This window comes from Streptomyces sp. AM 4-1-1, assembly GCF_029167625.1.
Lineage (GTDB): Bacteria > Actinomycetota > Actinomycetes > Streptomycetales > Streptomycetaceae > Streptomyces.
Window position 1 is genome coordinate 3903944 of record NZ_CP119145.1, and the last position, 23301, is coordinate 3927244.

Annotated in this window: 20 protein-coding genes; 6 read left to right on the forward strand and 14 right to left on the reverse strand. The window is 70.7% G+C overall.

The genetic code is table 11. The annotated features are described in order from the left end of the window. The first annotated feature begins 206 nt into the window (after positions 1-206). Positions 207-1412 (forward strand): cytochrome P450, encoded by a 1206-nt coding sequence (locus PZB75_RS16775; RefSeq protein WP_275536111.1) that lies wholly within the window; start codon positions 207-209, stop codon positions 1410-1412. A gap of 141 nt (positions 1413-1553) precedes the next feature. Here PZB75_RS16775 and PZB75_RS16780 read toward each other — a convergent pair whose 3' ends face one another. The 3 genes from PZB75_RS16780 to PZB75_RS16790 all read right to left on the reverse strand — a co-directional run bounded on the left by PZB75_RS16780 (position 1554) and on the right by PZB75_RS16790 (position 3151). Beyond that, positions 1554-1904: a hypothetical protein gene (locus PZB75_RS16780; RefSeq protein ID WP_275536112.1), complete on the reverse strand. Its 351-nt coding sequence runs from the start codon at positions 1902-1904 to the stop codon at positions 1554-1556. A gap of 134 nt (positions 1905-2038) precedes the next feature. Further along, positions 2039-2230 (reverse strand): hypothetical protein, encoded by a 192-nt coding sequence (locus PZB75_RS16785; RefSeq protein WP_275536113.1) that lies wholly within the window; start codon positions 2228-2230, stop codon positions 2039-2041. 42 nt (positions 2231-2272) lie between these two features. Continuing rightward, positions 2273-3151 carry a diacylglycerol kinase gene (locus tag PZB75_RS16790; RefSeq protein ID WP_275536114.1) on the reverse strand — a complete coding sequence of 293 codons (879 nt, stop codon included), beginning with the start codon at positions 3149-3151 and terminating at the stop codon, positions 2273-2275. Positions 3152-3337: 186 nt separating this feature from the next. On the opposite strand from PZB75_RS16790, the gene PZB75_RS16795 reads away from it, so the two are divergent. Further along, positions 3338-4621 (forward strand): adenylosuccinate synthase, encoded by a 1284-nt coding sequence (locus PZB75_RS16795; RefSeq protein ID WP_275536115.1) that lies wholly within the window; start codon positions 3338-3340, stop codon positions 4619-4621. 191 nt (positions 4622-4812) lie between these two features. Here the strand turns inward: PZB75_RS16795 and PZB75_RS16800 are convergent, their stop codons facing one another. From PZB75_RS16800 to PZB75_RS16840, 9 genes are all read right to left on the reverse strand, one after another. Next, positions 4813-5811 (reverse strand): ribose-phosphate diphosphokinase, encoded by a 999-nt coding sequence (locus tag PZB75_RS16800; RefSeq protein ID WP_275538739.1) that lies wholly within the window; start codon positions 5809-5811, stop codon positions 4813-4815. After that, entirely contained in the window at positions 5769-6854 is a 1086-nt protein-coding gene (locus PZB75_RS16805; RefSeq protein WP_275536116.1) for an alkene reductase, read from the reverse strand. Before PZB75_RS16805 ends, PZB75_RS16800 begins: the two co-directional genes overlap by 43 nt. Before the next feature lie 121 nt (positions 6855-6975). Further along, the gene (locus PZB75_RS16810; RefSeq protein WP_275536117.1) at positions 6976-7938 is read right to left on the reverse strand and encodes a pseudouridine-5'-phosphate glycosidase; all 963 of its coding nucleotides are present in this window, start codon (positions 7936-7938) and stop codon (positions 6976-6978) included. Positions 7939-7946: 8 nt separating this feature from the next. Further along, the gene (locus PZB75_RS16815) at positions 7947-8180 is read right to left on the reverse strand and encodes a tautomerase family protein (RefSeq protein ID WP_275536118.1); all 234 of its coding nucleotides are present in this window, start codon (positions 8178-8180) and stop codon (positions 7947-7949) included. A 113-nt stretch (positions 8181-8293) separates the two neighbouring features. After that, the gene (locus tag PZB75_RS16820) at positions 8294-12082 is read right to left on the reverse strand and encodes an amino acid adenylation domain-containing protein (RefSeq protein ID WP_275536119.1); all 3789 of its coding nucleotides are present in this window, start codon (positions 12080-12082) and stop codon (positions 8294-8296) included. Positions 12083-12172: 90 nt separating this feature from the next. After that, positions 12173-13084, reverse strand: a complete 912-nt coding sequence (locus PZB75_RS16825) for an EamA family transporter (protein WP_275536120.1) — start codon at positions 13082-13084, stop codon at positions 12173-12175. Next, positions 13081-13746, reverse strand: coding sequence for a uracil phosphoribosyltransferase (gene upp / locus PZB75_RS16830; protein ID WP_275536121.1), 666 nt, complete (start codon positions 13744-13746; stop codon positions 13081-13083). The genes PZB75_RS16825 and upp overlap by 4 nt, the downstream gene beginning before the upstream one ends. A gap of 125 nt (positions 13747-13871) precedes the next feature. Continuing rightward, positions 13872-14555: a phosphoribosylanthranilate isomerase gene (locus PZB75_RS16835; protein ID WP_275536122.1), complete on the reverse strand. Its 684-nt coding sequence runs from the start codon at positions 14553-14555 to the stop codon at positions 13872-13874. 180 nt (positions 14556-14735) lie between these two features. Continuing rightward, positions 14736-15410: a nitroreductase family protein gene (locus PZB75_RS16840; protein ID WP_275536123.1), complete on the reverse strand. Its 675-nt coding sequence runs from the start codon at positions 15408-15410 to the stop codon at positions 14736-14738. A 144-nt stretch (positions 15411-15554) separates the two neighbouring features. On the opposite strand from PZB75_RS16840, the gene PZB75_RS16845 reads away from it, so the two are divergent. Further along, positions 15555-16058 (forward strand): MarR family transcriptional regulator, encoded by a 504-nt coding sequence (locus tag PZB75_RS16845; RefSeq protein WP_275536124.1) that lies wholly within the window; start codon positions 15555-15557, stop codon positions 16056-16058. Between the two features lie 594 nt (positions 16059-16652). After that, positions 16653-17567: a glycoside hydrolase family 19 protein gene (locus tag PZB75_RS16850; RefSeq protein ID WP_275536125.1), complete on the forward strand. Its 915-nt coding sequence runs from the start codon at positions 16653-16655 to the stop codon at positions 17565-17567. Between the two features lie 146 nt (positions 17568-17713). On the opposite strand, the gene dnaN is transcribed toward PZB75_RS16850, so the two are convergent. Beyond that, entirely contained in the window at positions 17714-18898 is a 1185-nt protein-coding gene (gene dnaN / locus PZB75_RS16855; RefSeq protein ID WP_275538740.1) for a DNA polymerase III subunit beta, read from the reverse strand. Between the two features lie 407 nt (positions 18899-19305). Here dnaN and PZB75_RS16860 point away from each other — a divergent pair, with 407 nt between their 5' ends. Continuing rightward, positions 19306-20532, forward strand: a complete 1227-nt coding sequence (locus PZB75_RS16860; RefSeq protein ID WP_275536126.1) for a cytochrome P450 — start codon at positions 19306-19308, stop codon at positions 20530-20532. Between the two features lie 320 nt (positions 20533-20852). On the opposite strand, the gene PZB75_RS16865 is transcribed toward PZB75_RS16860, so the two are convergent. After that, positions 20853-22010 carry an NAD(P)/FAD-dependent oxidoreductase gene (locus PZB75_RS16865; RefSeq protein ID WP_275536127.1) on the reverse strand — a complete coding sequence of 386 codons (1158 nt, stop codon included), beginning with the start codon at positions 22008-22010 and terminating at the stop codon, positions 20853-20855. A 125-nt stretch (positions 22011-22135) separates the two neighbouring features. On the opposite strand from PZB75_RS16865, the gene PZB75_RS16870 reads away from it, so the two are divergent. Then, positions 22136-22840, forward strand: a complete 705-nt coding sequence (locus PZB75_RS16870; RefSeq protein WP_275536128.1) for a TetR/AcrR family transcriptional regulator C-terminal domain-containing protein — start codon at positions 22136-22138, stop codon at positions 22838-22840. Positions 22841-23301 lie beyond the last annotated feature (461 nt).

The window sequence follows — 23301 nt, forward strand, 5'->3', positions numbered from 1 at the left end:
GGGCGGCCGGAACCGGTCCGGGGCGGGCGCGGGGCGGGACCCGGGCGGGCGCCGGGCGTCTCCTGCGCGGGCTCCGACCGGGCGCCGGGCGTCTCCTGAGCGGGCGCCGGGCGGGCCCCGACCGGTGCGGCGGCGGTCCGTACCCGGTCGGGAGGTCACTCCAAGGGGATCTGGCAAGTCCTGTCCCGACCGGTTAGCTTCCATTTGTGCACGCACCCTTCTCACCCTGGTCACCGGCGTTCGTCGCCGATCCGTATCCGGCCTACTCCGACCTGCGCGCCACGGGCCGGGCGCACTACTTCGAACCGACCCGGCAGTGGCTCGTCCCGCATCACGCCGACGTCTCCGCCCTGTTGCGCGACCGCCGGCTGGGCCGGACGTATCTGCACCGCTTCAGCCACGACGAGTTCGGCCGTACGCCGCCACCCTCCTGGCACGAACCGTTCGAAACCCTCAACGGCCACGGCCTCCTCGATCTGGAGGCCCCCGACCACACCCGCATCCGCCGCCTCATCTCCCAGGCGTTCACCCCGCGCACGGTCGAACTGCTGGTCCCGACCGTGCACCGGGTGGCCGCCGAACTGGTCGAGGCGTTCGTGGTCTCGGGCGGTGGTGACCTGCTCACGGCGGTCGCCGAACCGCTGCCCGTCGCCGTCATCGCCGAAATGCTCGGCATCCCGGAGTCCGACCGGGCTCCGCTGCGCCCGTGGTCGGCGGCGATCTGCGGGATGTTCGAGCTGAACCCGGACGAGGACACCGCGTACGCGGCCGTCCGCGCCTCGGTCGACTTCTCCGCGTATCTGCGCGAGTTGATCGCCGAACGCCGCCGCGAACCGGGACCCGACCTGATCTCCGCGCTCATCGCCGCCCACGACGAGGACGAGCGGCTGAGCGAGCAGGAGATGGTCTCCACCTGCGTCCTGCTGCTGAACGCGGGCCACGAGGCGACCGTCAACACCACCGTCAACGGCTGGTGGACGCTGTTCCGGCACCCCGAACAGCTGGCGGCCCTGCGCGCGGACCACGGGCTGCTGCCCACGGCGGTCGAGGAGTTGATGCGGTACGACACCGCGCTCCAGATGTTCGAGCGGTGGGTGCTCGACGACATCGAGATCGGCGGCACGGTCATTCCGCGCGGATCGGAGGTCGCCCTGCTGTTCGCCTCCGCCAACCGTGACCCCGCCCGCTTCACCGATCCGGACACACTGGACCTGGCGCGCGTGGACAACCCCCACATCACCTTCGGGGCGGGCATCCACTACTGTCTGGGCGCCCCACTGGCGCGTATCGAACTCCAGGCGTCCTTCGGTGAGTTGCTGCGCCAGGCGCCCGACATGCGGCTGGCGGCCGAACCGGAGTGGAGCCCGGGATACGTGATCCGGGGCCTCAAGGAACTCCGCGTCGAGCTGTGAGCGCCGGTGCGTTCCCGCCCGAGCGGGGACCGCGCGACGAGCCGCCCGAGGAACCTCCGGAAGACCGCGGGGAGTTGAGGTCCGTACCGCACTCTCCTCAGCTCCCCGGCGAGCGGTGCGCCCATGCTCCCCGCCCGGCCCTCAGCAGGGCCCCGGAGTGCCGCACCCCGATGGCGGCCCCGCCAGCACCTCGTATCCCGTGCCGATCGCGGCCAGCGCCACGAGCAGCAGTCCCAGCCCGAGTGTCCGCCGCCACCGCCGCCGGGCGAGCGCCCGGACGGTGAGCGCGGCGACGGCCCCGCCCACGGTCATGACGGGCAGCCCCAGCCACAGCACCCTCCAGGCGGTCGCGCCCTCGAAGCCGCCCAGCAGCCCGTGTCCGCCGTAGGGCGCCCAGAGCAGCAGCCCCGCCACGGCCCCGGCCAGGGCGACCAGGCAGCCGGCCGCGTCCGCGGCGGCCTCCCGCACACTCCCCGTCTCTCTCGTCGTCACACCTCACGCACGACCCACGACCGGTAGGCGGTTCCCGGGGGAGAGGCAGACCGCTTTCCGAACCGGCCGTGCGGGGGGAAGCGGTACGGCCCCCGGCCCCGCGCCCGCGGCCTCGACAGCTCCCGCCCCCGCGCTCACCGCTTTGCTCGTCCCGCGCCGTCGACAGCGCCCGCTCCCGGCCCCGCGCCCGCCGCCTCGTCCGCGCCCGCCCCCGCGCTCACCGCCTTGTTCGCCCCCGCGCCGTCGGCAGCGCCCGCTCCCGTCCCCGTGCCCGCTCCCGCCTCGTCCGCGCCCGCCGACGACTGCCCCGTACCGCTCGCACACACCGTTTCTTCACGTCCCCCACGCACAGTGTCCCCGCGTGGAGGCTATCCGTCCGGTCCCCGGGCCGGAAGCGCGGCCGGGAGCATCAGCGCCCACGCGCCCTCCCGCACCGTCCAGGTCCTGGTCCGCACCGGCCCCCCGATCTGTATGTCCGCCCGGTAGCGGAAGTCCGCGCCGGAGACCGTGACCTGCTTCGCCCCGACCGTCACGGGCGGGCCGTCCGGTGTTCTGATCACCACGTCCATCACCCCTCCGGAGCTGCGCGTGGTGAGGTGCACCGACTCCACCTGGCGGTCCAGGTCGGTCAGCAGCGCCCCGTCCGCCTCGACCCGCAGCCGGTACCCCGCCGTGGCGGGGGCGGGCGGGATCTCCGGGGGCGCGGGGCGCACCAGGGTCCGTACCAGCGAGCGGCAGGTGTCCCAGACCGCCGTGACCCCCGGATGTCCGGACGCCGTGCCGGGCACCGCCGCCCGTGCCGGTATCCGCAGATCGCCCAGGACGACGCCGTCGCTGTCGTCGACCAGCAGGTCGAGCCGGTGCGCGGTCCCGTCGAGCGCGGTACGGGCCGCCGCCACCGTGCTCGACGGCACGCCCAGCGCGTACGCCACCGAGAGCCCGGCGGCCGGTCCCACCGGCACCAGCGAGAGCACCCCGTCGGCCAGCTCCCGCTCCCGGTGCAAGGTGGCCACCGCCCGCAGCAGCGCGCGGTCGTCGCCCACGACCACCGGCCTGCGGTTGCCCCGCCTGGAGAGGGCGCGGGAGAACTCGTCGTGGTCCTGGGGGAGACAGATCTTGGCGTGCGAACCGGCGCTCAGCACGTCCTTCGCGATGCGGACGGACTCGCCGTCCGACCGGCGGGCGACCGGGTCGATCACCACCAGTAGCTGGCGTGTGCCGTCACCGGGGGGCTCTGCAGCCGACACCTCGGTCCTTCCTCGGGTAGCATCTTGGTGCAAGAGCCCCTTTCGCTATTGCGCCAGGGGCTTCGTCTATTCCGGGGCACCCGGTTCGACGGCTCAGGCTTCGTCGTACATCGACGTACCGCGTGTACGGCGTTTACGTACGCCCCCTGACCTTGGACATGCCCCGCCCGGAAGGGGTGTACGCCTGTGCCCGCACTTGTGCTGCTCGGTGCTCAGTGGGGTGACGAGGGCAAGGGAAAGGCCACCGACCTCCTCGGTGGTTCCGTGGACTATGTGGTGCGATACCAAGGCGGCAACAACGCCGGCCACACGGTGGTCGTAGGTGACCAGAAGTACGCACTGCATCTCCTCCCCTCCGGAATCCTGTCGCCGGGGTGTACCCCGGTCATCGGAAACGGTGTCGTGGTCGACCCGGCGGTCCTGCTCTCCGAGCTGAGCGGTCTGAACGAGCGGGGCGTCGACACGTCCAAGCTTCTGCTCAGCGGCAACGCTCATCTGATCACCCCGTACCACACCACGGTCGACAAGGTGACGGAACGGTTCCTCGGCTCCCGCAAGATCGGCACCACCGGTCGCGGGATCGGCCCGACCTACGCGGACAAGATCAACCGCGTGGGCATCCGGGTCCAGGACCTCTACGACGAGTCGATCCTGATCCAGAAGGTCGACGCGGCGCTCGACTTCAAGAACCAGATCCTCGCCAAGCTCTACAACCGGCGCGCGATCGATTCCGGCAGGATCGTCGAGGAACTGCTCACCTACGCGGAGCAGATCAAGCCGTACGTCGCCGACACGACGCTGATCCTGAACAACGCCATCGACGACGGCAAGGTCGTCCTGATGGAGGGCGGACAGGGCACGCTGCTGGACGTCGACCACGGTACGTATCCCTTCGTCACCTCGTCGAACCCGACCGCGGGCGGCGCCTGCACCGGGTCCGGTGTGGGGCCGACGAAGATCAGCCGGGTCATCGGCATCCTCAAGGCCTACACCACGCGCGTCGGCGCCGGACCGTTCCCGACGGAGCTGTTCGACAAGGACGGCGAGGCCCTGCGCAGCATCGGCCGTGAATACGGGGTCACGACGGGCCGCGACCGCCGCTGTGGCTGGTTCGACGCGGTGATCGCGCGGTACGCGACCCGGGTCAACGGCCTCACGGACTTCTTCCTCACGAAGCTGGACGTGCTGACCGGCTGGGAGCAGATCCCGGTCTGTGTGGCGTACGAGGTCGACGGCAAGCGGGTCGATGAACTCCCGTACAGCCAGAGCGACTTCCACCACGCCAAGCCGATCTACGAGATGCTGCCCGGCTGGACCGAGGACATCACGAAGGCGAAGACGTTCGGCGACCTGCCGAAGAACGCGCAGGCGTACGTGAAGGCGCTGGAGGAGATGTCCGGCGCACCGATCTCCGCGATCGGGGTCGGCCCCGGCCGGACCGAGACGATCGAGATCAACTCCTTCCTCTGAGACGGAGGAGGGGCCCCGGTTTCGGGGATTCGCACGCCGCGCACGCGTGAAGGCCGGAACGGAGCGCTCCGTTCCGGCCTTCACGCGTGTGTACGGCCGGGCCGGAACACTTCCGTTCCGGCCTCGCGCATGCGTGAAGGCCGGGCCGGAACACTCCGGCCCGACCCGGCCCGTACGCGTTCCGGGTCCCGCTACCGCCCCGCCAGGAGGCGGGTCACCGACCCGTTCCCGAACACCTCCCGCACCGCGCTCGCGATCAGCGGCGCGACGGACAGGACCGTCACCTTGTCCAGCGAGAGGCCGCCCGGCACCGGCAGGGTGTCAGTGAAGACGAACTCGCCCACCTTCGACTGCTCCAGGCGCGCCGCCGCCGGCCCCGACAGCACCCCGTGCGTGGCCGCGACGATCACCTCCTCCGCGCCATGGGCGAACAGCGCGTCCGCCGCCGCGCAGATCGTGCCCCCGGTGTCGATCATGTCGTCGACCAGGACGCACACCCTGCCCTGAACCTCTCCCACGACCTCGTGCGCCGTGACCTGGTGCGCGACGTCCTTGTCCCGCCGCTTGTGCACGATGGCCAGCGGGGCGTCCAGCCGGTCGCACCAGCTGTCCGCCACCCTGACCCGGCCCGCGTCCGGGGAGACCACCGTCAGCCTGCTCCGGTCCACCACCGAACCGACGTGGTCGGCGAGCACCGGCATCGCGGACAGGTGGTCGACCGGGCCGTCGAAGAAACCCTGGATCTGGTCGGCGTGCAGATCGATGGTCAGAATCCGGTCCGCGCCCGCGGTCGTCAGCAGATCGGCCATCAGCCGGGCCGAGATGGGTTCCCGGCCGCTGTGCTTACGGTCCTGACGGGCGTAGCCGTAGAACGGGACGATGACGGTGATGCTCCGGGCGGACGCCCGCTTCAACGCGTCGATCATGATCAACTGCTCCATGATCGACTTGTTGACCGGGGCCGTGTGGCTCTGGATCACGAAGCAGTCCGCGCCCCGCACGGACTGGTGGTAGCGGATGTAGATCTCGCCGTTGGCGAAGTCGATCGCCTTCGTCGGGACCAGCGTCGTGCCCAGCTCGGCCGCGATGCCCTCGGCCAGCGCGGGGTGCGCCCGGCCGGAGAACAGCAGCAGCTCTCTGCCGCCGCTCACGCGGCGTCCGTCCCGCGCAGGGTCGGGTAGTCGGTGTATCCGCGGTGGTCGCCCCCGTACAGGGCGCTCTCGTCGACGGAGTTGTACGGGCCTCCGGCCTTGATGCGGTCCGGCAGGTCCGGGTTGGCCAGGAAGAGGGCGCCCATGCACACCGCGTCGGCGGCGCCCGACTCCAGGGTGTCGGCGGCCGTCTCCGGGCTGACCGGGCCCGAGTCGGCGGTGGGGTGCGGGTTGAGGATCAGCTTGCCCTGCCACAGTCCGCGCACCGCCAGCGTCTGCGGCCGGTTCGCGGACTCCATGACGTGCAGGAACGCCAGCGGGGGCAGCGCCTCGACCAGGGCCGCGTACAGCTCGGCCGTGTCGTGCTCGGCGATGTCGTTGTACGGGTTCGCGGGCGAGACGCGCATCCCGACCCGGTCCGCCCCGACGCGCTCGGCCGCGGCCTCCGCGACCTCGACGGTGAAGCGGATACGGGCCGCGATGTCACCGCCGTACGCGTCGGTGCGGTGGTTGGTGTTGGCCGACAGGAACTGGTGCAGCAGGAAACCGTTGCCCGCGTGCAGCTCCACCCCGTCGAAACCGGCGTCGACGGCGCGCTGGGACGCGGTCGCGATGTCGTCCACGGTCCGCGCGATCTCCTCGACGGTCAGCTCGTGCGGGACCGGGTAGTCCAACGGGCCCTCGGGGCCGAAGCACTGACCGGCGGCGGCGATGGCGGAGGGGGCGACCGACCGGTGCGCGCTGGGGTAGAGGGACGGGTGGCCGATGCGCCCGGAGTGCATCAGCTGGGCCACGATCCGGCCGCCGCCGCGGTGCACGGCCTCGGTGACGGGGACCCAGGAGGCGACCTGCTCCTCGGTGTGCAGGCCCGGTGTCTGGAGGAAGCCCTGGCCGACGGCGTTGGGCTGGATGCCCTCGGTGATGATCAGCCCGGCGGCGGCGCGCTGACCGTAGTAGGTGGCCATGAGTTCGGTGGCCTGGCCGTCGGGGGTGGCGCGGTTACGGGTCATGGGGGCCATGACCATGCGGTTGCTGAGGGCCAGCTTGCCGAGGGTGACCGGTTCGAAGAGGTTCGAGGACATGGTGTCTTCTCCTGTGTACGAGAGCTGAGCCGCTGAAAGGTGGTGAGAGGCGCTGAAGGTGCTGAGAGGCGCTGAAGTCGCCCGGGTGAGAAGGGGGCCGGGGTCCGGAACCGGCCGGGCGTCAGCCGGTGCCGTGAGCGGCACCGGCGTCCCGCTCCGCCAGATGACGGCTGTGCGCGGCGGCCAGCCGGCCCGCGGTCTCGGCGCAGGTGGCGAGGACCGCCATGTTCGCCCTGGCCGACCGCCCGTCGGTGGCCGCGTCGACGGCGCGCATGAGGTACTTCGTCAGGCTCTGGCCCGACACCCCGTCCCGGCCGGCGGCGGAGACGGCATCGCGGATGGCCGCGTCCACCTCGACGGAGTCGATGGCGTCCTCCTCCCTGACCGGGGTGGTGATGAGGAAGGAGCTGTGGTTGCCCAGTGCCCAGTGGTTCTCGACGGCGCGGGCGATGGCCGTCTCGTCGTCCATCCGGTGCGGGGCGCGGTGGCCGCTGGTGCGGCAGTAGAAGGCGGGGAAGTCGTCGGACCGGTGGGCGACCACCGGGACGCACTGCGTCTCCAGGTACTCCAGGGTCAGCCCCAGGTCCAGGATCATCTTGGCGCCCGCGCAGACGACGGCGACCTTGGACCGGGTGAACTGGACGAGGTCCGAGGAGATGTCGAACGTCTCCTGCGCCCCCCGGTGCACCCCGCCGATCCCGGCCGACGAGAAGAAGGGGATGCCCGCCAGTTCGGCGGCGACCACCGAGGAGGCCACGGTCGTGGCGCCGAGCCCGCCGTTCGCCAGCACCACCGGCAGGTCCCGGCTGGAGACCTTGGGGATGCCCGGTGTGGACGCGAACCGCTCGATCTCCTCGTCCGACATCCCCACGTGGATCGCGCCGTCCCGCACGCAGATCGTGGCCGGGACCGCCCCGCCCGCCCGGACGGCGTCCTCCACCTTCCGGGCGGTGGCCGCGTTGTCCGGGTACGGCAGGCCGTGCGTGATGACGTTGCTCTCCAGCGCCACCACCGGTCCGCCCTCGTCGAGGGTGGAGCGGACCTCGGGACCGAAGACGATCGGGACGCCGTCGTATGCGCGCATGGGATCTCTCACTTTCGCTTCCAGTAGGCGGGGGCTTTGAGGAGCAGGTCCTCGCGCGCCTCGATCCGGTCGAGGACGCGGGCGGTCCAGTCGTCCGGCTCGATCGGCTCCAGCGCGATCGAGATGGTCTCCTCGCCGGTCTCGAAGGCCGTCATGACCGCCCGGGTGATCGCCGCGTCGACGGCCCGGCGCTGCTCCTCGGTGAAGTTCCGGGGATAGTGCTGGATGTGGACATGGGGCACGGCTGCGCTCCTTCGGATCGGGCGGGCGGATCAGGTTGTTACGGGGGCGCTCCTCCCGTCCCGGCCGTTGAGGGGGCCGGGAGAGGCGCCGCCGGTGGTGCGTGATGGTGCGCTCAGGTGGTGCGGGAGCGGATGGCCGACACCAGTTCGGTGATGCCGTGGTCCCGGAGGACCTGGTAGTGGTCGCTCTTCAGGTCGAGCACGGTGGGCGGGGTGGCCGAATAGCCGGAGTGCTCCTCGATGAACGAGTAGTCGTCACCGGACGCCTTGAGGATCGTCACGGGGGCGTCCAGCCGGCGCTCGACCAGCTCGTCGAAGGAGTAGTCGAACTCGTAGGTCGCGCCGACGATGCGGGTGATGCGCCGCACCATCCCCTCGTCGAGCGCCGGGAACGCGGCGTGGACGAAGGACACGAAGCTGTCCTCGTCGCGGGTGGCCAGCAGGCAGGCGTCCAGCGCGGGTCCGCTGATCGTCCCGGCGAACACGGAGAACAGGACGCTCACGTATCCGGGGTTGCGGTACGACGCCTCACGCCCGTACCGCCGTCCGTTCGCCTGCCGCACCTTCGGGTTGCCGGGGCACAGCAGCATCAGGTGCTCGACCCGCTGCCCGGCCCGCTCCAGCTGCCACGCGGTCTCGAAGGCCACCCGGGCGCCGAAGGAGTAGCCCCAGAGGGTGTACGGCCCTTCGGGCTGCACCCGGCGGATCTCCGCGATGTCGGCCGCCGCCATCTCGCCGATGGTGCCGTAGGGCACTTCGCCCGCGTTGATCCCGGCCGTCTGTATCCCGTAGAAGGTGCCCGGCACGTCCGACTCCCGGGCGAGCAGCCGCAGGTTCATCGGATAGCCGCCGAGGCCGGGCCAGCAGAACACGGGCGCCGCCGTGCCGCTCCTCTCGTGGAGGGGGATCAGCCGTGAGGAGGGTTCGGGGCTGTCGTCCTCGATCCGCGCCGCGAGGTCGGCCAGCCTGGGGTGTTCGAAGAGGATCTGGAGGGGCAGCGAGATGCCGAACTCCCGGTTGATCCGGTGCGTGAGCACCACCGCCACGAGGGAGTTGCCGCCGGAGGCGAAGAAGTTGTCCTCGACCGACACGTCCGCGTACTTCAGCGCCTTGCCCCACTCCGCGGCCAGCCAGCGTTCCACCGGGGTGCGGGGAGCGACGTGGACCGTACTGCCGGAGGCGTCGTTGACCACGTCCGAGGCGGCGAGCGCCTTGCAGTCGATCTTTCCGTTGGCGGTCAGCGGGAGTTCGTCGAGGATCAGCAGCCGGTTCGGGATCATGTAGTCGGGCAGCAGCCGCGCCAGGTCGTCCCGGATCATCTCCGTCGGTCCGCGCATGTGCACCGAGTCCTCGCGCATCCCGGTGGAGCGCAGCTGTTCGTCGCTGACCTTCCCACCGAGGAAGAAGTAGGAGGGGCCGGAACCGATGCCGGCCTCGGCGAGGATGTCGTCGGCGCGCAGCGCGGCGGGCAGCGGGTGCCCGGTCTTCGAGGAGTAGCCCGAGGACATGAAGCCCATCCTCAGCCCGTTGCGTTGCAGATGGTGCAGCTTCCGGCCGAGGACGATGTACGAGAGCCAGTCCTCGGGTTCCCTGCTGACGGCGGTGATCCCGATGGGGGCGGACTCGTACACGCCCTGGTTGATCGCGATCACGTGCTTCTTCAGGACCGTGCGGTCCGAGATCCGCTCGAAGTCACCGCCGCGGTGGCGGTAGGTGCCCGTGGGCAGTCCGGCCACCCCGCCCGGGTGGGTCTGGAGGAAGATCTCGACCGGGTCGGCGGCCGGGCGGCCGTCGTTGGCGCGTATCTCGAACGTCCCGAGGTAGTAGTCCTCCTCGGCCACGTCCAGGAGGCCCCGCGCCGACGGGTCGAATCCGGCGGGGTGGATCGCCAGCCCGTACTCGGGCAGCACCTCCTCGAACACACCGAGCATGTGGCCGGTCTCGAACTCCAGCACTTCCTGGATGTTGGTCCTGTAGACCGGTTCGATCGCCCGCTTCTTGCCGACGAAGTGCACCTCAAGGCCCTCGGGGGCAGGACATCGCGCGTCGGCGATCCGGACCAGCGTGTGGTCCAGGGGGTGGAAGTAGTAGACGCCCGGGTCGAGTCCGGCCACGCCTCCGGTCTCCAGGTACATCTGGGTGGCGTACAGCGCTCCCGGTGAGGCGTAGGAGTACTTCGGCAGCAGCCGTTCCTCGCTGTGGAACGGCCCGAACCACCTGAGGATCGTGCCGAGTTCGGCCTGCGTGAGGCGGTCGGTGCCGCGGGAGTAGGCGGGGGTCGTCCGGGGGCTCAGCAGCTCTCGCAGGTCGGCGTGGGAGACGCTGCCGCCCTCGTAGAAGCGGTACGTCTTCCGGGCGAAGACCTCGCGGCGCTGGGCGGGGGTCTCCTCGGCGCCGGGCAGCGGGACGGCGGGCCGGCCCGCCAGTTCCTCGGGGTCCCGTACACCCGCGTTGGACAGCTGGGCCTTGACCTGGAGCTTGTTGGTCTTCGACTGGTGGTGCGAGCCGTGGTTGCCCTGGTCCATCAGGGCGGCTTCCCTGGGGTTCAGCTCGACGCACGCCACCAGGTTCTGGAAGCCGGTGCGGGGGTCGTCGGTGACGACGGCGGCGGCCCGCTTGACCCAGGTGTGCTCCTCGATCGCGGAGGCGATCTCCTCCAGCTCCACGCGGTAGCCGCGCAGTTTGATCTGGGAGTCGGCGCGTCCGCAGAACTGGATCGTCCCGTCGGAGTTCCAGTAGGCCAGGTCACCCGTCCGGTACAGCCGTTCGCACGGCATGAAGGGGTTGGTGACGAAGCGTTCCCTGGTCTGGTCCGGCAGGTTCAGATAGCCGCGGGCCACCTGTATGCCGCCGACGTAGAGTTCGCCCTTCTCGGCGATGTCCACCGGCTGGAGGTTCTTGTCGAGGATGAAGCAGGTGGTGTTGTCGACCGGGACGCCGATGGAGACGATCGAGGCCGCCTCGTTCCCGGCGAGGTCGTGCGGGTCGACGAGGTGGGCCGTGGTGTTGATGGTGCACTCGGTCGGCCCGTACAGGTTGACGAGCGAGGTGTGCGGCATCTCCTCGGCGAAGGTGCGGGCCAGCGTGGAGCTGAGGGCCTCGCCTCCGGCGAAGACCCGCTTGAGCGAGGTGCAGGCGGGGAGCGATTCGGTGTCCAGCAACGCCTGTAGGAGGGTGGGGACGCACTGGAGCGTCGTGACGTCGTTCTTAGCGATGGTCTCGATCAGCGCCTCGGGGTCCCGGTAGACCCCGCTGGGGCCCATCACGACCCGGCCGCCGGCCGCGGGGGCGAGGATTTCCCACTGGGCGGCGTCGAAGCTCATCGGGGTCTTCTGGAGCACGGTGGTGTCAGGCCCGAGGTGCCCGCAGTCCTGCATCCAGCGCAACTGCGAGACGATGCTGCGGTGTTCGATCATCACCCCCTTGGGGCGGCCGGTGGAGCCCGAGGTGTAGATGACGTACGCCAGGGTGTCCGAGCCGAGGTCCGGGCCGGCGGTGGCCGACGGCCGGGGGCCGCTGTCGGCCACGGGGTCCTTGTCGCCGATCACGACGACGGTGACGCCCGTGGCCGACAGCTCCCGGGCGCGGTCGGCCAGGTGTTCCTGGGTCACCACGATCCGGGTGCCGGAGTTCTCCAGCATGTAGCGGAGGCGGTCCTGCGGGTACTCCGGAGAGAGCGGCAGATAGGCGCCCCCCGAGGCGAGAATGCCCCAGGCCCCCACCATCAGTTCCAGTGACGGTTCGACGTAGAGGCCCACCGGGGTGTCCGCCCCGGCCCCTAACTCGCCTAGCCGATCGCCGAGTTCGTCTGCCGCCGCCTCCAGCTGCCGGTAGCTCAGCTCCCGGCCGTTGTGGACGACCGCCACGGCTTCCGGCCGGGTGGCGACCTGCTGCCTGAGCATTCCGGGCAGTCTGGTGTCACGGAGGCCGTTGGATCTCAGTCTTCCGAAGGTGTGCGTTTCCATGAATCCCCCCACTACTTGGTACGTGACTCAGGTGTGTACGGGTTGTCTGGAGTCGGCCTGAGGTTCGGCCGGTTTCGGACGCTTCTGCCGGGGCTGGGCGAGCACCACCGCGGTGATCACGGCCGCCGCACCCACGAACTGGAGGGCGGTCAGCGACTGGTCCAGTACGAGATAGCCGAGGACGGTCGCGGCCAGCGGTGAGGCGAAGCTCAGGAAGGAGACGGCGAGGGCGGGCAGCCGCTCCACGCCGCGGAACCAGATCGCGTAGGCGAACAGGGCGCCGATCAGGCCGAGATAGGCGAATCCGATGAGGTTGTGGCCGTTGACGCTGCCGGGCAGTCCTTCGCCGATCAGGGTCACGGGCAGCAGGACCAGCCCGCCGACGGTGAGCTGCCAGCCGGTGAAGGTCAGCAGGCCGACGCCCTCCGGTCTGCCCCACTTCTTGGTGAGCACGATCCCGGAGGCCATGCTCACCGCGCCCAGCAGACCGGCTCCGACGCCGACGGCGTCCAGTTCGGCCTGTGGTCGCAGGACGAGCAGCCCCACACCTACGACCCCGAACACGCTCGCCACCACGTGGACGGGTTTGATCTTGTCCTTCAGCAGCAGCGCCGACAGGAAGAGCACGATCATCGGCTGGACGGACATCACCAGCGCCGCGACCCCGCCCGGCAGGTGGTAGGCGGCGACGAACAGCAGGTAGAAGAAGGCGCCGATGTTCAGGACGCCGAGGACGAGCGCCCGCCACCACCACATGCCGCGGGGCAGGGTGCGGCCGACTGCCATCAGCACCAGGCCGGCGGGCAGGGCGCGGACCACCGAGGCCAGCAACGGCCGGTCGGGGGGCAGGAGTTCGGTGGTGACGACGTAGGTGGAGCCCCAGATGAGCGGGGCGAGAGCGGTGAGAGCGGAGTCTGTCGCGACTCGGTTGGACTTCACTGGTGCACTGCCGAATCCGTTGTGCCGAAGAACCGGTCGCCGAAGTCGCCGATTCCGGGAACCATGAACGCGTTCTCGTTGAGACGGTCCTCGATCGCCGATGTGACGATCTTGACCCTGGGGTGTTTGCGGCAGACGGTGTGTATGCCTTCGGGGGCGGTGAGGAAGTTGACGAACACGATGTTCTCCTCCCGTACGCCGGCGTCGAGGAGGACACCGATCGCGGTGAGAGCGCTGCCTCCGGTCGCGAGCATCGGCTCCAGCAGGAGTACGTGGCGCTCGGCGATGTCGTCCGGCAGGTGCGAGTAGTACAGGTGCGGGAGCTTGGTCTTCTTGTCCCGCTGGATGAGGATCTTGCCGATCCGGATGCCGGGGTGGATGTCCCGCAGCTCCGCCTCCATCGACTCGCCGGCCCGGATGACGGGGACGGCGCACAGCTTCGTGGCGAACGTCAGACCGTCGTAGGTCTCGCCGACGGGGGTGGTGACCTCGTGCTTGTCGAACGGGAGGAGGTCGAGGCCCGCTTCGAGCAGCAGGCGCATGATGCGCCGGGAGTAGAAGACGAAGTCCGCGCGGGGAGCTTCGCGGTCGCGGATGATGGTGTGCATGGCCCGCAGCTGGTTCGTCTGCGGGAGTAAGTGGACGTTGTGGCCGACGGTCATGACTACCTGCCTGTCGTTGGACGGGGACCGGGTCCGGGCGCACGGGGGCCGGGGCTCGTGGCTCGCGGCTCGTGGCCCGGGTCCGGTACCGGGGCTCGGCTCGGTTCCGGTGGCGGGGTGGTGTCTCAGCCGATCTCGGCGAAGGCGAGGCGGGACTCCGCGACGAACTTCGCGACCTTCGCGCGGTCCTTGCGGCGGTCGGCGCCCTCCAGGCCGGTGTGCGCGTCGACCGCGGCGGGCCGTACGGCGCGGATCGCGGCGGCGACGTTCTCCGGGTTCAGACCGCCCGCCATCATCAGCGGCTTCGGCGAGCGGCGGACCAGCTCCGCGCTGACCGACCAGTCGTGGGTCAGGCCGGTGGCACCCTTGGCGCCGGTCGCGGGGTTGAACGTGTCGGTGATGAACATGTCCACCGAGTCGGCCACCTCGTCCACGAGGTTCAGCAGCTCCTCGGCGTTGTCCTCACGGACCACCAGGCTCTTGAGGACGTACAGGTCGGGGCGGTTCGCCTTGAGCTTGGCGAGCTGGACCCGCTCCACGTCACCGTGGAGCTGCACCGCTCTCACCCCGAGCTGGCTGGTGAAGGCGCTGATCTCGTCGGCGTCGGTGAGGTAGCTGATCAGGACCCCTGCCTGCGGCGCCGTGAGTCCGCCGATGATGCGGGTGGCCGCCGACTCGGTGATGTCGTCCTTGCCGGACGGCAGGCGGAGGGGGAAGCCGAGCCAGTCCACGCCCTCCTCGACGAGCATCGCCGCCTCCTCGGCGTCGATGATCCCGGCGACCTGTACCAGATTCTTCACATCAGACATGGTGTTTCCCTTTGGTCCGTGGTGGGTGGGGGCAGCACGAAGTCCCCCGTGGCGGTGCTGGGTGTGTACCTGCGCGGATCAGGTGGGGCTGGTGGATCGGGTGGGGCGGATGGCGCGGCGGATCGGGGGACGGCCCGGGGGTGGCCCGAGCGGTCCGGCGGTCCGGTGGTCCGGTGAAGGTCAGGCGCGCTCGGGCGTGTAGCCGTGGCCGTACGTGCCGTCGAAGGCGTTGCGCCCGAGCGGCCGGCGGCCGGGGTGCCTGCGGTTCTCCGCGGGCTTGCCGACCGGCAGCAGCAGCGCGATGTGCAGGTCGTCGCGGTCCTCGATGCCGATGACCTGCTTGACCTTGGCCTCGTCCCACCCGTTCATCGGGGAGGTGGCGAGACCCATGGAGGCGGCGACGATCATGGCGTGTGTGGCGGCGATCATGGCGTCCTTGATCGCGCACTCACGCAGCAGACCGCGCTTCTCCTGATCCTCGTAGAAATCCAGGGTGGCCTGCGGGAATCCGGCGATGTACTGGTCGTTCCACGCGCCGTTGCGTCCCGCCTGGCCGTGGATGTCGCTCAGATCCTCGCTCCACGCCCTGCTGGAGCCGACGAACACCAACGTCACCGGAGCCTCCTCCGGATGCGGCTGGCCGCCGGTGGCCCAGGTGAGGCCGGAGCGGCCCCGCTGATCGGAGACAACGACCACGGAACGTGCCTGGATGTTGAAGCTGGAGGGTGCCTCCAGCGTCAGTTCCAGCAGTTCGGTGAGCTGGGCTGCCGGAATCCGGTCCGGTAGGTAGTGACGGACCGCGCGACGAGCGTGGATGGCCTGCGGCACTGTCAGTGGGGCGTTGTCCTCGGTCATGACAACCACGGTAGAGGTGTTTTAGGACTAAGGCAAGGCCAATGCTCGACGCTAAGGTAAATAGTTGAGCGCTAAGGATGATGATCGAGACAACTTTCGGCGAGGCGATACCTCAACGCTAAGGAAGTCGACTAAGGTGACCACATGGCTGACCACGTAGATCACGTACTGGCGCAGTGGGCGGAACAAGCCCCGGCGCTGGACGCCTCACCCATGGCCGTCATCGGCCGGATCAAGCGCCTCGCCCAGATCGTCGAGGGCGAGCTGCGCACCACCTACAACGAGCACGGGCTCGACGCCGCGGCCTTCGACGTACTGGCCACACTGCGGCGCAGTCCTCCGCCCCACCGGCTGACACCCGCCGAACTCATGCGCGCGTCGATGGTCACCTCGGGTGCCATCACGCAACGGCTGGACCGGCTCGAAGGGCGGGGGCTGGTGACCCGGACCCGCAGCCAGCTGGACGGGCGCAGCTTCAGCGTCGCGCTCACCGACGAGGGCCTGGCGCTCATCGACAACGCGCAGATCGACAACGTCGGGGCGCAGGGCCGGCTGCTCGTCGGTCTCACCCCCGCTCAGCGGGACCGGCTCGCGAGGGATCTCCGGCGCCTGCTGGAGTCTCTTGGCGACACCGATCAGTTCAGGTAGTCCTGAGGTCGGACCGGGTTCGAACCGACCCGCGCCGGAAACGGACCGCGCCCACTCGTGGAGGGCGCGGTCCGTTTCCTTTTTCAGGCGCCAACCCCCCCGGGGTCGGTGCATGGCGCAAGGTAGCGCTTTCCCGCGTTCACTCCCAGCGCCTTATCGGCCAACCGCGCCGAAAATTGCGCCTTTCTGACAAGTTCGGTCTGCCGCCGACGGCTAAATCATCACAACTTGACAAGGTGGCCGTGCTTCCGCTTGGGGACTGTGTCAGAGGACTATGCCGGGCCGTCGTGGGGTGCGGGCCGCACCCGATCGAGTGGTGTGCCGTCCGCATCGTGGACGCGGTGAAGGGATTCGCGCCAATGTCGGTGCCGGCGGTCGCGCGTCACCGGGTCGGAACGTTCGGCGAGGAAAGGGCTGTTGGCGCCGGTTTCGGTGCGTAGTGATCGTCACTACCAGGTGACGTGCCCCGGCATCGGTAATTTCCCGAAGGATGGTCTAGACCTTGACAGGTCCAGACCATCCGGATTGAGTACGGGGCACCCCCCATGGCGGTGTGCCGACTCGTGCGGTGTACCGCGCCGAAGGAGTGATCACGTGTTCAGACGAATCATCAGCCTGCTGGCCGCCCTCGGGGCGGTCGTGGCGACGATCGTCGTCCTCCCCGCGACTCTCGCGTCCGCGGCGGTGGCCTGCACAACCCCCTGGAGCGCTTCGTCCGTATACACCGGAGGTGGCGCCGCTTCGTACAACGGCCACAACTGGTCGGCCAAGTGGTGGACCCAGAACGAGACCCCGGGCAAGTCCGACGTCTGGGCCGACAAGGGTGCCTGCGGCACCGGCGGCGGTGACAACGGCGGCGGCGGTGACAACGGTGGCGGCGGCAACACCTCGGGCTTCGTCGTCAGCGAGGCGCAGTTCAACCAGATGTTCCCGAACCGGAACCCCTTCTACACGTACGCCGGCCTGACCGACGCGCTGAAGGCGTACCCGGCCTTCGCGAAGACCGGCAGCGACACGGTCAAGCGCCAGGAGGCGGCGGCGTTCCTCGCCAACGTCAGCCACGAGACGGGTGGCCTGGTGTACGTGGTCGAGCAGAACACGGCCAACTACCCCCACTACTGCGACGCCAACCAGCCCTACGGCTGCCCGGCGGGCCAGGCCGCGTACTACGGACGCGGTCCGATCCAGCTCAGCTGGAACTTCAACTACAAGGCGGCCGGTGACGCGCTCGGCATCGACCTGCTGCACAACCCGTCGCTGGTCCAGACGAACGCGTCGGTGGCCTGGCAGACCGGCCTCTGGTACTGGAACACGCAGAACGGTCCCGGCACGATGACCGCCCACAACGCCATCGTCAACGGCGCCGGCTTCGGTCAGACGATCTGGGCCATCAACGGTTCGCTGGAGTGCAACGGCGGCAACCCCGCCCAGGTCCAGAGCCGCATCGACCGCTACCAGGCGTTCGTTCAGATCCTCGGCACCACCCCCGGCTCGAACCTGAGCTGCTGAGGTCCTGGACCTTCAGTTCCCCCCACCCGACAGGGGGCGCGCCCGGCCGAGAAGGCCGGGCCCGCCCCCTGCTCCGGTATCCGGGCCTCGCCCGTGGTCCGGCCTCCGCTCCGGCACCGGAGCGGAGGCCGCGCCTTCTCGCCGAGTCAGACCAACGGCTTGATGGACATCAGCAGATGCCGATGCGTGCCGACACCCGCGTCGCCCGCGTCACCTCCGTCGCCCGCGTCACCCGACTTCGTACCCGACCCCGCTCCCGTACCCGCCCCCGTCGCGGACGCGGGAAGCCCGGTGAGCATCGCCCGCTGACCGGGCCCCGCCAACTGGAAGCGGACGACGGGCTCCTCGAACGAGGCCAGGGCGTCCATCAGGTACGAGGGGTTGAACGCGACGGTCATGTCGGCGGCCCCCTCCAGGACGGCCGGCAGCCGCTGCGACGCCACATCGTCCTCGTACCCCGCCTGGAGAAGCACCGAGTCGCCCGTGAACGCGAGCTGGAGCGGGCTGTCGCCGTCCGCGACCACCGCGACCCGCTTGACCGCCTCCGTCAGCGACTCACGGTCGGTCACCGCCACCACCGGGTCGGCCATCGCGAACAGCTTGTCGTGGCGCGGCAGTCGCCCGTCGAGGAGACGCACCGTCGTACGCGCCCCGGCGTTCTCGAACCCGGCCGATCCGCCGTCCAGCGCCACCCGGACCGTGCCCGCCCGGCCGAGCGAGCGCGCGATCTCCGTCAGCCGCCGGGCCGACACCACCACGTCCGCCGACACGTCCGCCTCCAGCGGCTTCCACGGCAGGGTGCGCACGGCGAAGCGGTACCGGTCCGTGGCCGCCAGCGTCATGGTGTCGCCGTCGAGGCCCAGCCGGATGCCGGTCAGCGTGGGCAGGGTGTCGTCCCGCCCCGCCGCGACCGCCACATGGGATACGGCGGCGGCGAACGCCTCCGCGTCGACCTCACCGCGCACCGGGGGCAGCGGTGGCAGGGACGGGTAGTCGTCCAGCGGCAGCACCGAGAGCCCGAACCGGGCACCGCCGCCCGTCACCGTGAACCGCGCCGCCTCCACCGCGCACTCCACCGGGCCGTCCGACAGCACCCGGCAGATGTCGAGCAGCCGTCGCCCCATGACCAGGACCTTCCCGGCCCGCGCGGTCTCCGCCTCGACCTCGACGCACGCCGACGCCTCGTAGTCGAGGCCGGAGATGCGCAGCGATCCGCCGTCCGCCTCCAGCAACAGCCCGCCCAGCACCGGGACGGGCGACCGGGTGGGAAGCACCCGCGCCGCCCAGGCGACGGCATCGGTCAGTGCGCTGCGCTCGATCCGGAACTCCATGGCGGGCCTCTCGTCGGTCGGGTCGGTCGGGGACACTCCTTGTGCGTGCACCGACGCTATGTGCCGCCACTGACAACGACGCCGCTGCCCGGGTTCTGGTGGTCGTGACGGCCCGGCCACTGACCGGCAGCCTCATCGGCTGACGCGCCCTGCTGGGCCGCCGGTCGATCACGACCCACCGGTTGACCGGTTGACCGGGGCGTCGGCCGATGGGACTGCCGGCCATCACGATCCACCGTCGCTCCCGCCTCGTTCGCCCCCGTTCGGCGGAGGCCGCATCCGTTCGGCGGAGCCCGCGCCGGATACGCGTCGTGTTTTGCGCGGTAAGGGAAGGGAACGCGCGGTAGGGCGCTCTTCGTCCCCGCGCGCGACCGAAAGCCCGCTCCACCCTGTGCCCCGGAGGCCCCATGTACGACAGCACGCTCGCCCTGCTGGCCAAGGGATACGCCTGGCTCCCCGACCGGCGGCGCCGCGACGGCGGGGCGCCCGTCCGTACGCGGCTCCTGGGGAAGCCGGCGATCGCCCTCCACGGTGTGGACGCGGTGCGCTTCTTCTACGACGAGACGCATGTGCGACGGACTTCGGCGCTTCCGGAGCCGGTCGTCGACACGCTCTTCGGCCAGGGGGCGGTGCACACCCTCGACGGCGAGGAACACCGGGTGCGCAAGGCGATGTTCGTCTCGCTGCTCAAGGACCGGGAGCGCGTCGCCGCACTCGTCCACCGGGTGGAGGAGGAGTGGGAGCGCGCGCGGGCCGACTGGGCGAAGCGGGAACAGCTCGTGCTGTTCGACGAGGTGAGCAAGGTGCTGACCCGGTCCGTCTGTTCCTGGGCGGGGATTCCGGACGCCATCGGCGAGGACGACGGCACGGCGGCGGACCTGGTGGCGATGGTGGACGGCTTCGCCACTGCCGGGCCGCGGCACTGGCGGGCCCGTCGCGCCCGCGCTCGCCAGGAGGAGCGTCTGGGGAGGCTCGTCACGGAGTGCCGTACGACGGGTGCGCCCGCGGGTGTGTCCGAGGGGTCGATCCTGATGAGCGTGGCGTCCCACCGGGACAGCGACGGCTCTCTGCTGGACGCCCGTACCGCCGCCGTCGAACTCCTCAACGTCATCCGTCCGACCGTCGCCGTCACGTGGTTCGTCACCTTCGCCGCCCACGCGACGCACCGGTGGCCGGACGTCCGGGAACGGCTCGCGTCGGGCGATGCCTCCTACGCGCTCGCGTTCGCCCAGGAAGTCCGCCGGTTCTACCCCTTCGCGCCGTTCGTCGGCGGTCTCGCCGTCGCCGACCTGCGGTGGCACGACGAGCCGATCGCCGAGGGCACCATGGTGCTGCTCGACATCTACGGCCAGAACCACGACCCGGAGCTGTGGGACGACCCGTACGTCTTCTCGCCCCAGCGGTTCGTCGACCGGGAACCCGGGCGTGACGAGCTGATCCCGCAAGGCGGCGGTGAGGCCGACGCGGGCCATCGGTGCCCCGGTGAGGACATCACCCTGGCCGTCCTCACCGCACTGGGTCCGCGGCTGGCCGGGTTGGAGTACGACGTGCCGGAACAGGACCTGAGCATTCCGCTGCGGCGCGTCCCGACCCGTCCCCGCAGCGGATTCGTGGTGAGCGGGGTCCGGGGCTGAACCGGCCGCCCGGCGAACCGTCCTGGGCGCTACGTCTTGCCGTGTGCCTGGCCCCGGCGGCCCGTCCTGGGCGCTACGTCTTGCCGTGCGCCTGGCCCCGGCGGCCCGTCCTGGGCGCTACGTCTTGCCGTGCGCCTGGCCCCGGCGGCCCGTCCTGGGCGCTACGTCTTGCCGTGCGTCCGGCCCCGGCGGCCCGTCCTGGGCGCTACGTCTTGCCGTGCGTCCGGCCCCGGCGGCCCGTCCCGGGCGCCATGTCCTGCCGTGCGCCCGGCCCGGCGGCCCGTCCCGGGCGCCACGTCACGCCGTGCGCCTCCCCCGCACTACTCGGGTGCCCCGTGCCCGCCCTGGGGGACGCCGTTGAAGAGGTCGATGAGTCCGAACGGTGCCCGGTCGCCGAGGCAGAGGTCCAGGATCTCGTGAGCGTCGGCGTAGAAGGCTTCGCTGCGGGGGAACAGCGCCTCTTCGTAGGCGGTGAGTGCCGCTTCGATGTCGTCGGGGTGCGCGACGATCGCCTTGGCGAGTTCGGCGCCGTCGAACATGGCCAGGTTCGCGCCGTCGCCGGACGGCGGCATCAGGTGCGCGGCGTCCCCGAGGAGCGTCACCCCGGGCACACGGTCCCATCGGTGCCCGTCCGGGAGCGTGTGGATCATGCGCGCGACCGGAGCGGTCTCGCCGTCGGTGATCAGCGCGGTGAGGTGCGGTGTCCATCCGTCGAACTCGGCCGCGATCCGGGCGGTCGCGGCGGCGGCGTCGGTGAAGTCGATGCCGGTGATCCATTCGGCGGGACGGTTCAGCTCGACGTACGTGTGCAGGATGTTTCCCGCCTCGCGGTGCGCCACGATCCCCTTGCCCGGGGTCAACGCGTACATCGCGCCGGCACCGACCGCCTGGGCCGTCGCGGTGTGCCGCTCGTCCACGTCGTACAGGTAGGTCTCGATGAACGTCGTGCCGATGTACTCGGGCTCGGCGTCGGAGAGCAGGGGGCGGATCTTCGACCACGCGCCGTCGGCTCCGACCAGAAGGCCGCTGGTCACGGTGGAGCCGTCGGTGAAGACGAGTTCGTGACGGCCGTCGCCGAGGGCCCGGACAGCGGTGACCTTGCGTCCCCACCGCACCGTCCGGTCGGGCAGGGAGTCGAGCAGGATGCGGCGCAGGTCTCCGCGGAGCACTTCGGGACGCGCCGCCGTGCCGTCGGCAGGCTCGTCGTGGAGCAACGTGCCGTGCTGGTCGAGCACGCGCAACGCCTCAGCGCCCTCATGGATGATCGCGTGGAACTCGTCGGTGAGACCGGCGTCCGCGAGCGCACGCTGTCCGTCGTCCTCGTGGATGTCGAGCTGGCCGCCTTGCGTGCGTGACTCGGCCGAGGCGTCGGCCTCGTAGACCGTCGCGGGGATGCCGTGGACGTGCAGGACCCGGGCGAGGGTCAGGCCGCCGAGTCCGGCGCCGACGATGGCGATCGGGTGGGGGGTGGCGGTCATGGGCTCCCTCGTCTCTGTGCGGGCGCCGCACCGGGCCTCTGCCCGGGGCGCCAAATGGACCGATGTTCCATAAAGAGTATGGAACGCGGTTCCATAACGTGTCAAGAATGTGCCAAAATGAGGTCATGCCACGGACGCGAGGAAGAGCACCCGCCGGGGGGCGGGCCGACGCCCTCTCGCGGGACATAGTGGTCGGCGCCGCCGTCGCACTGCTGGACGAGCGCGGCGAGCGGGGACTCACCTTCCGGCTGCTGGCCGAACGGCTGAACACCGGTCCCGGCGCCCTGTACTGGCACGTGGCGAACAAGGACGAGCTGGTCGCCCTGGCCGCTGATCAGGTGATCGGCCACGCCGTCGCCACGGCCCGGTGTCCCGACGAAGGCGTCGCGGCCGGCGCCGGGCTGCGCGCGCTCGCCGTCGCGGTCTTCGACGCCCTTGACCGGCACCCGTGGGCCGCGTTCCACGTCACCGCGCCGGCCACGCTGGCGCATACGCTGCGCCTGTTCGACCGCATCGGCACCCTTGTCGCACGAACGGGGCTGCCCGCCGAGCGGCAGTTCGCGGTCTGCACCGCGGTCTTCTACTACATCACCGGTGTCAGCGCGCAGATCGTCGCCCCAGGCGTCACCGTCGGCGCGACCACCAGCCGTGACGCCTTCCTCGCCGAGACCGCGGAACGCTGGGCGGAACTCGACCCCGCCGAGTACCCCTTCCTGACGCGCGCCACCACCGACCTGCGCGACCATGACGACCGCGATCAGTTCATCACCGGCCTCGACCTGCTCCTGAACGGCCTGACGGCGAGCACGGACCCGCGACCGTCCATGTGACCGCCCACGTGACCGCCCACGTGACGCGGTGACCCGGGCGACCCGGGCGGTGCGCGGCCGATCGCCCGGCCGTCACCGCGGCTGTCACCGTCCTCACCGCCGCCGTGCGCTTGTAGCGGGCCGCGTTCGCCGCGAATAGTCCGCGAAGAGGCTCGCCAACCCGCCCGCGAACCCGCTCGCGAACCCGCTCGCGAATACGCCCGCAAGCGGCGCCAGCCGCCACACCCGCCGAAGCGTGTCCACCCACGCCGACAGGCTCTCCACGCCCACCACCCCACCGCCCCCCACCACCCCCACCGCCCCCACCGCCCCCACCACCCCTCGATTCCCGGCGCGCGCCGAGCAGCCGGACGCCGGTCACCGGCCCGGCACCAGACGCGGATGTCTCTCCCCGGTACGAGCCTCACGGCGTACGCAACCCACTCCACCCGTAAGGGAGTTCGATCCCACCGCACACGGGG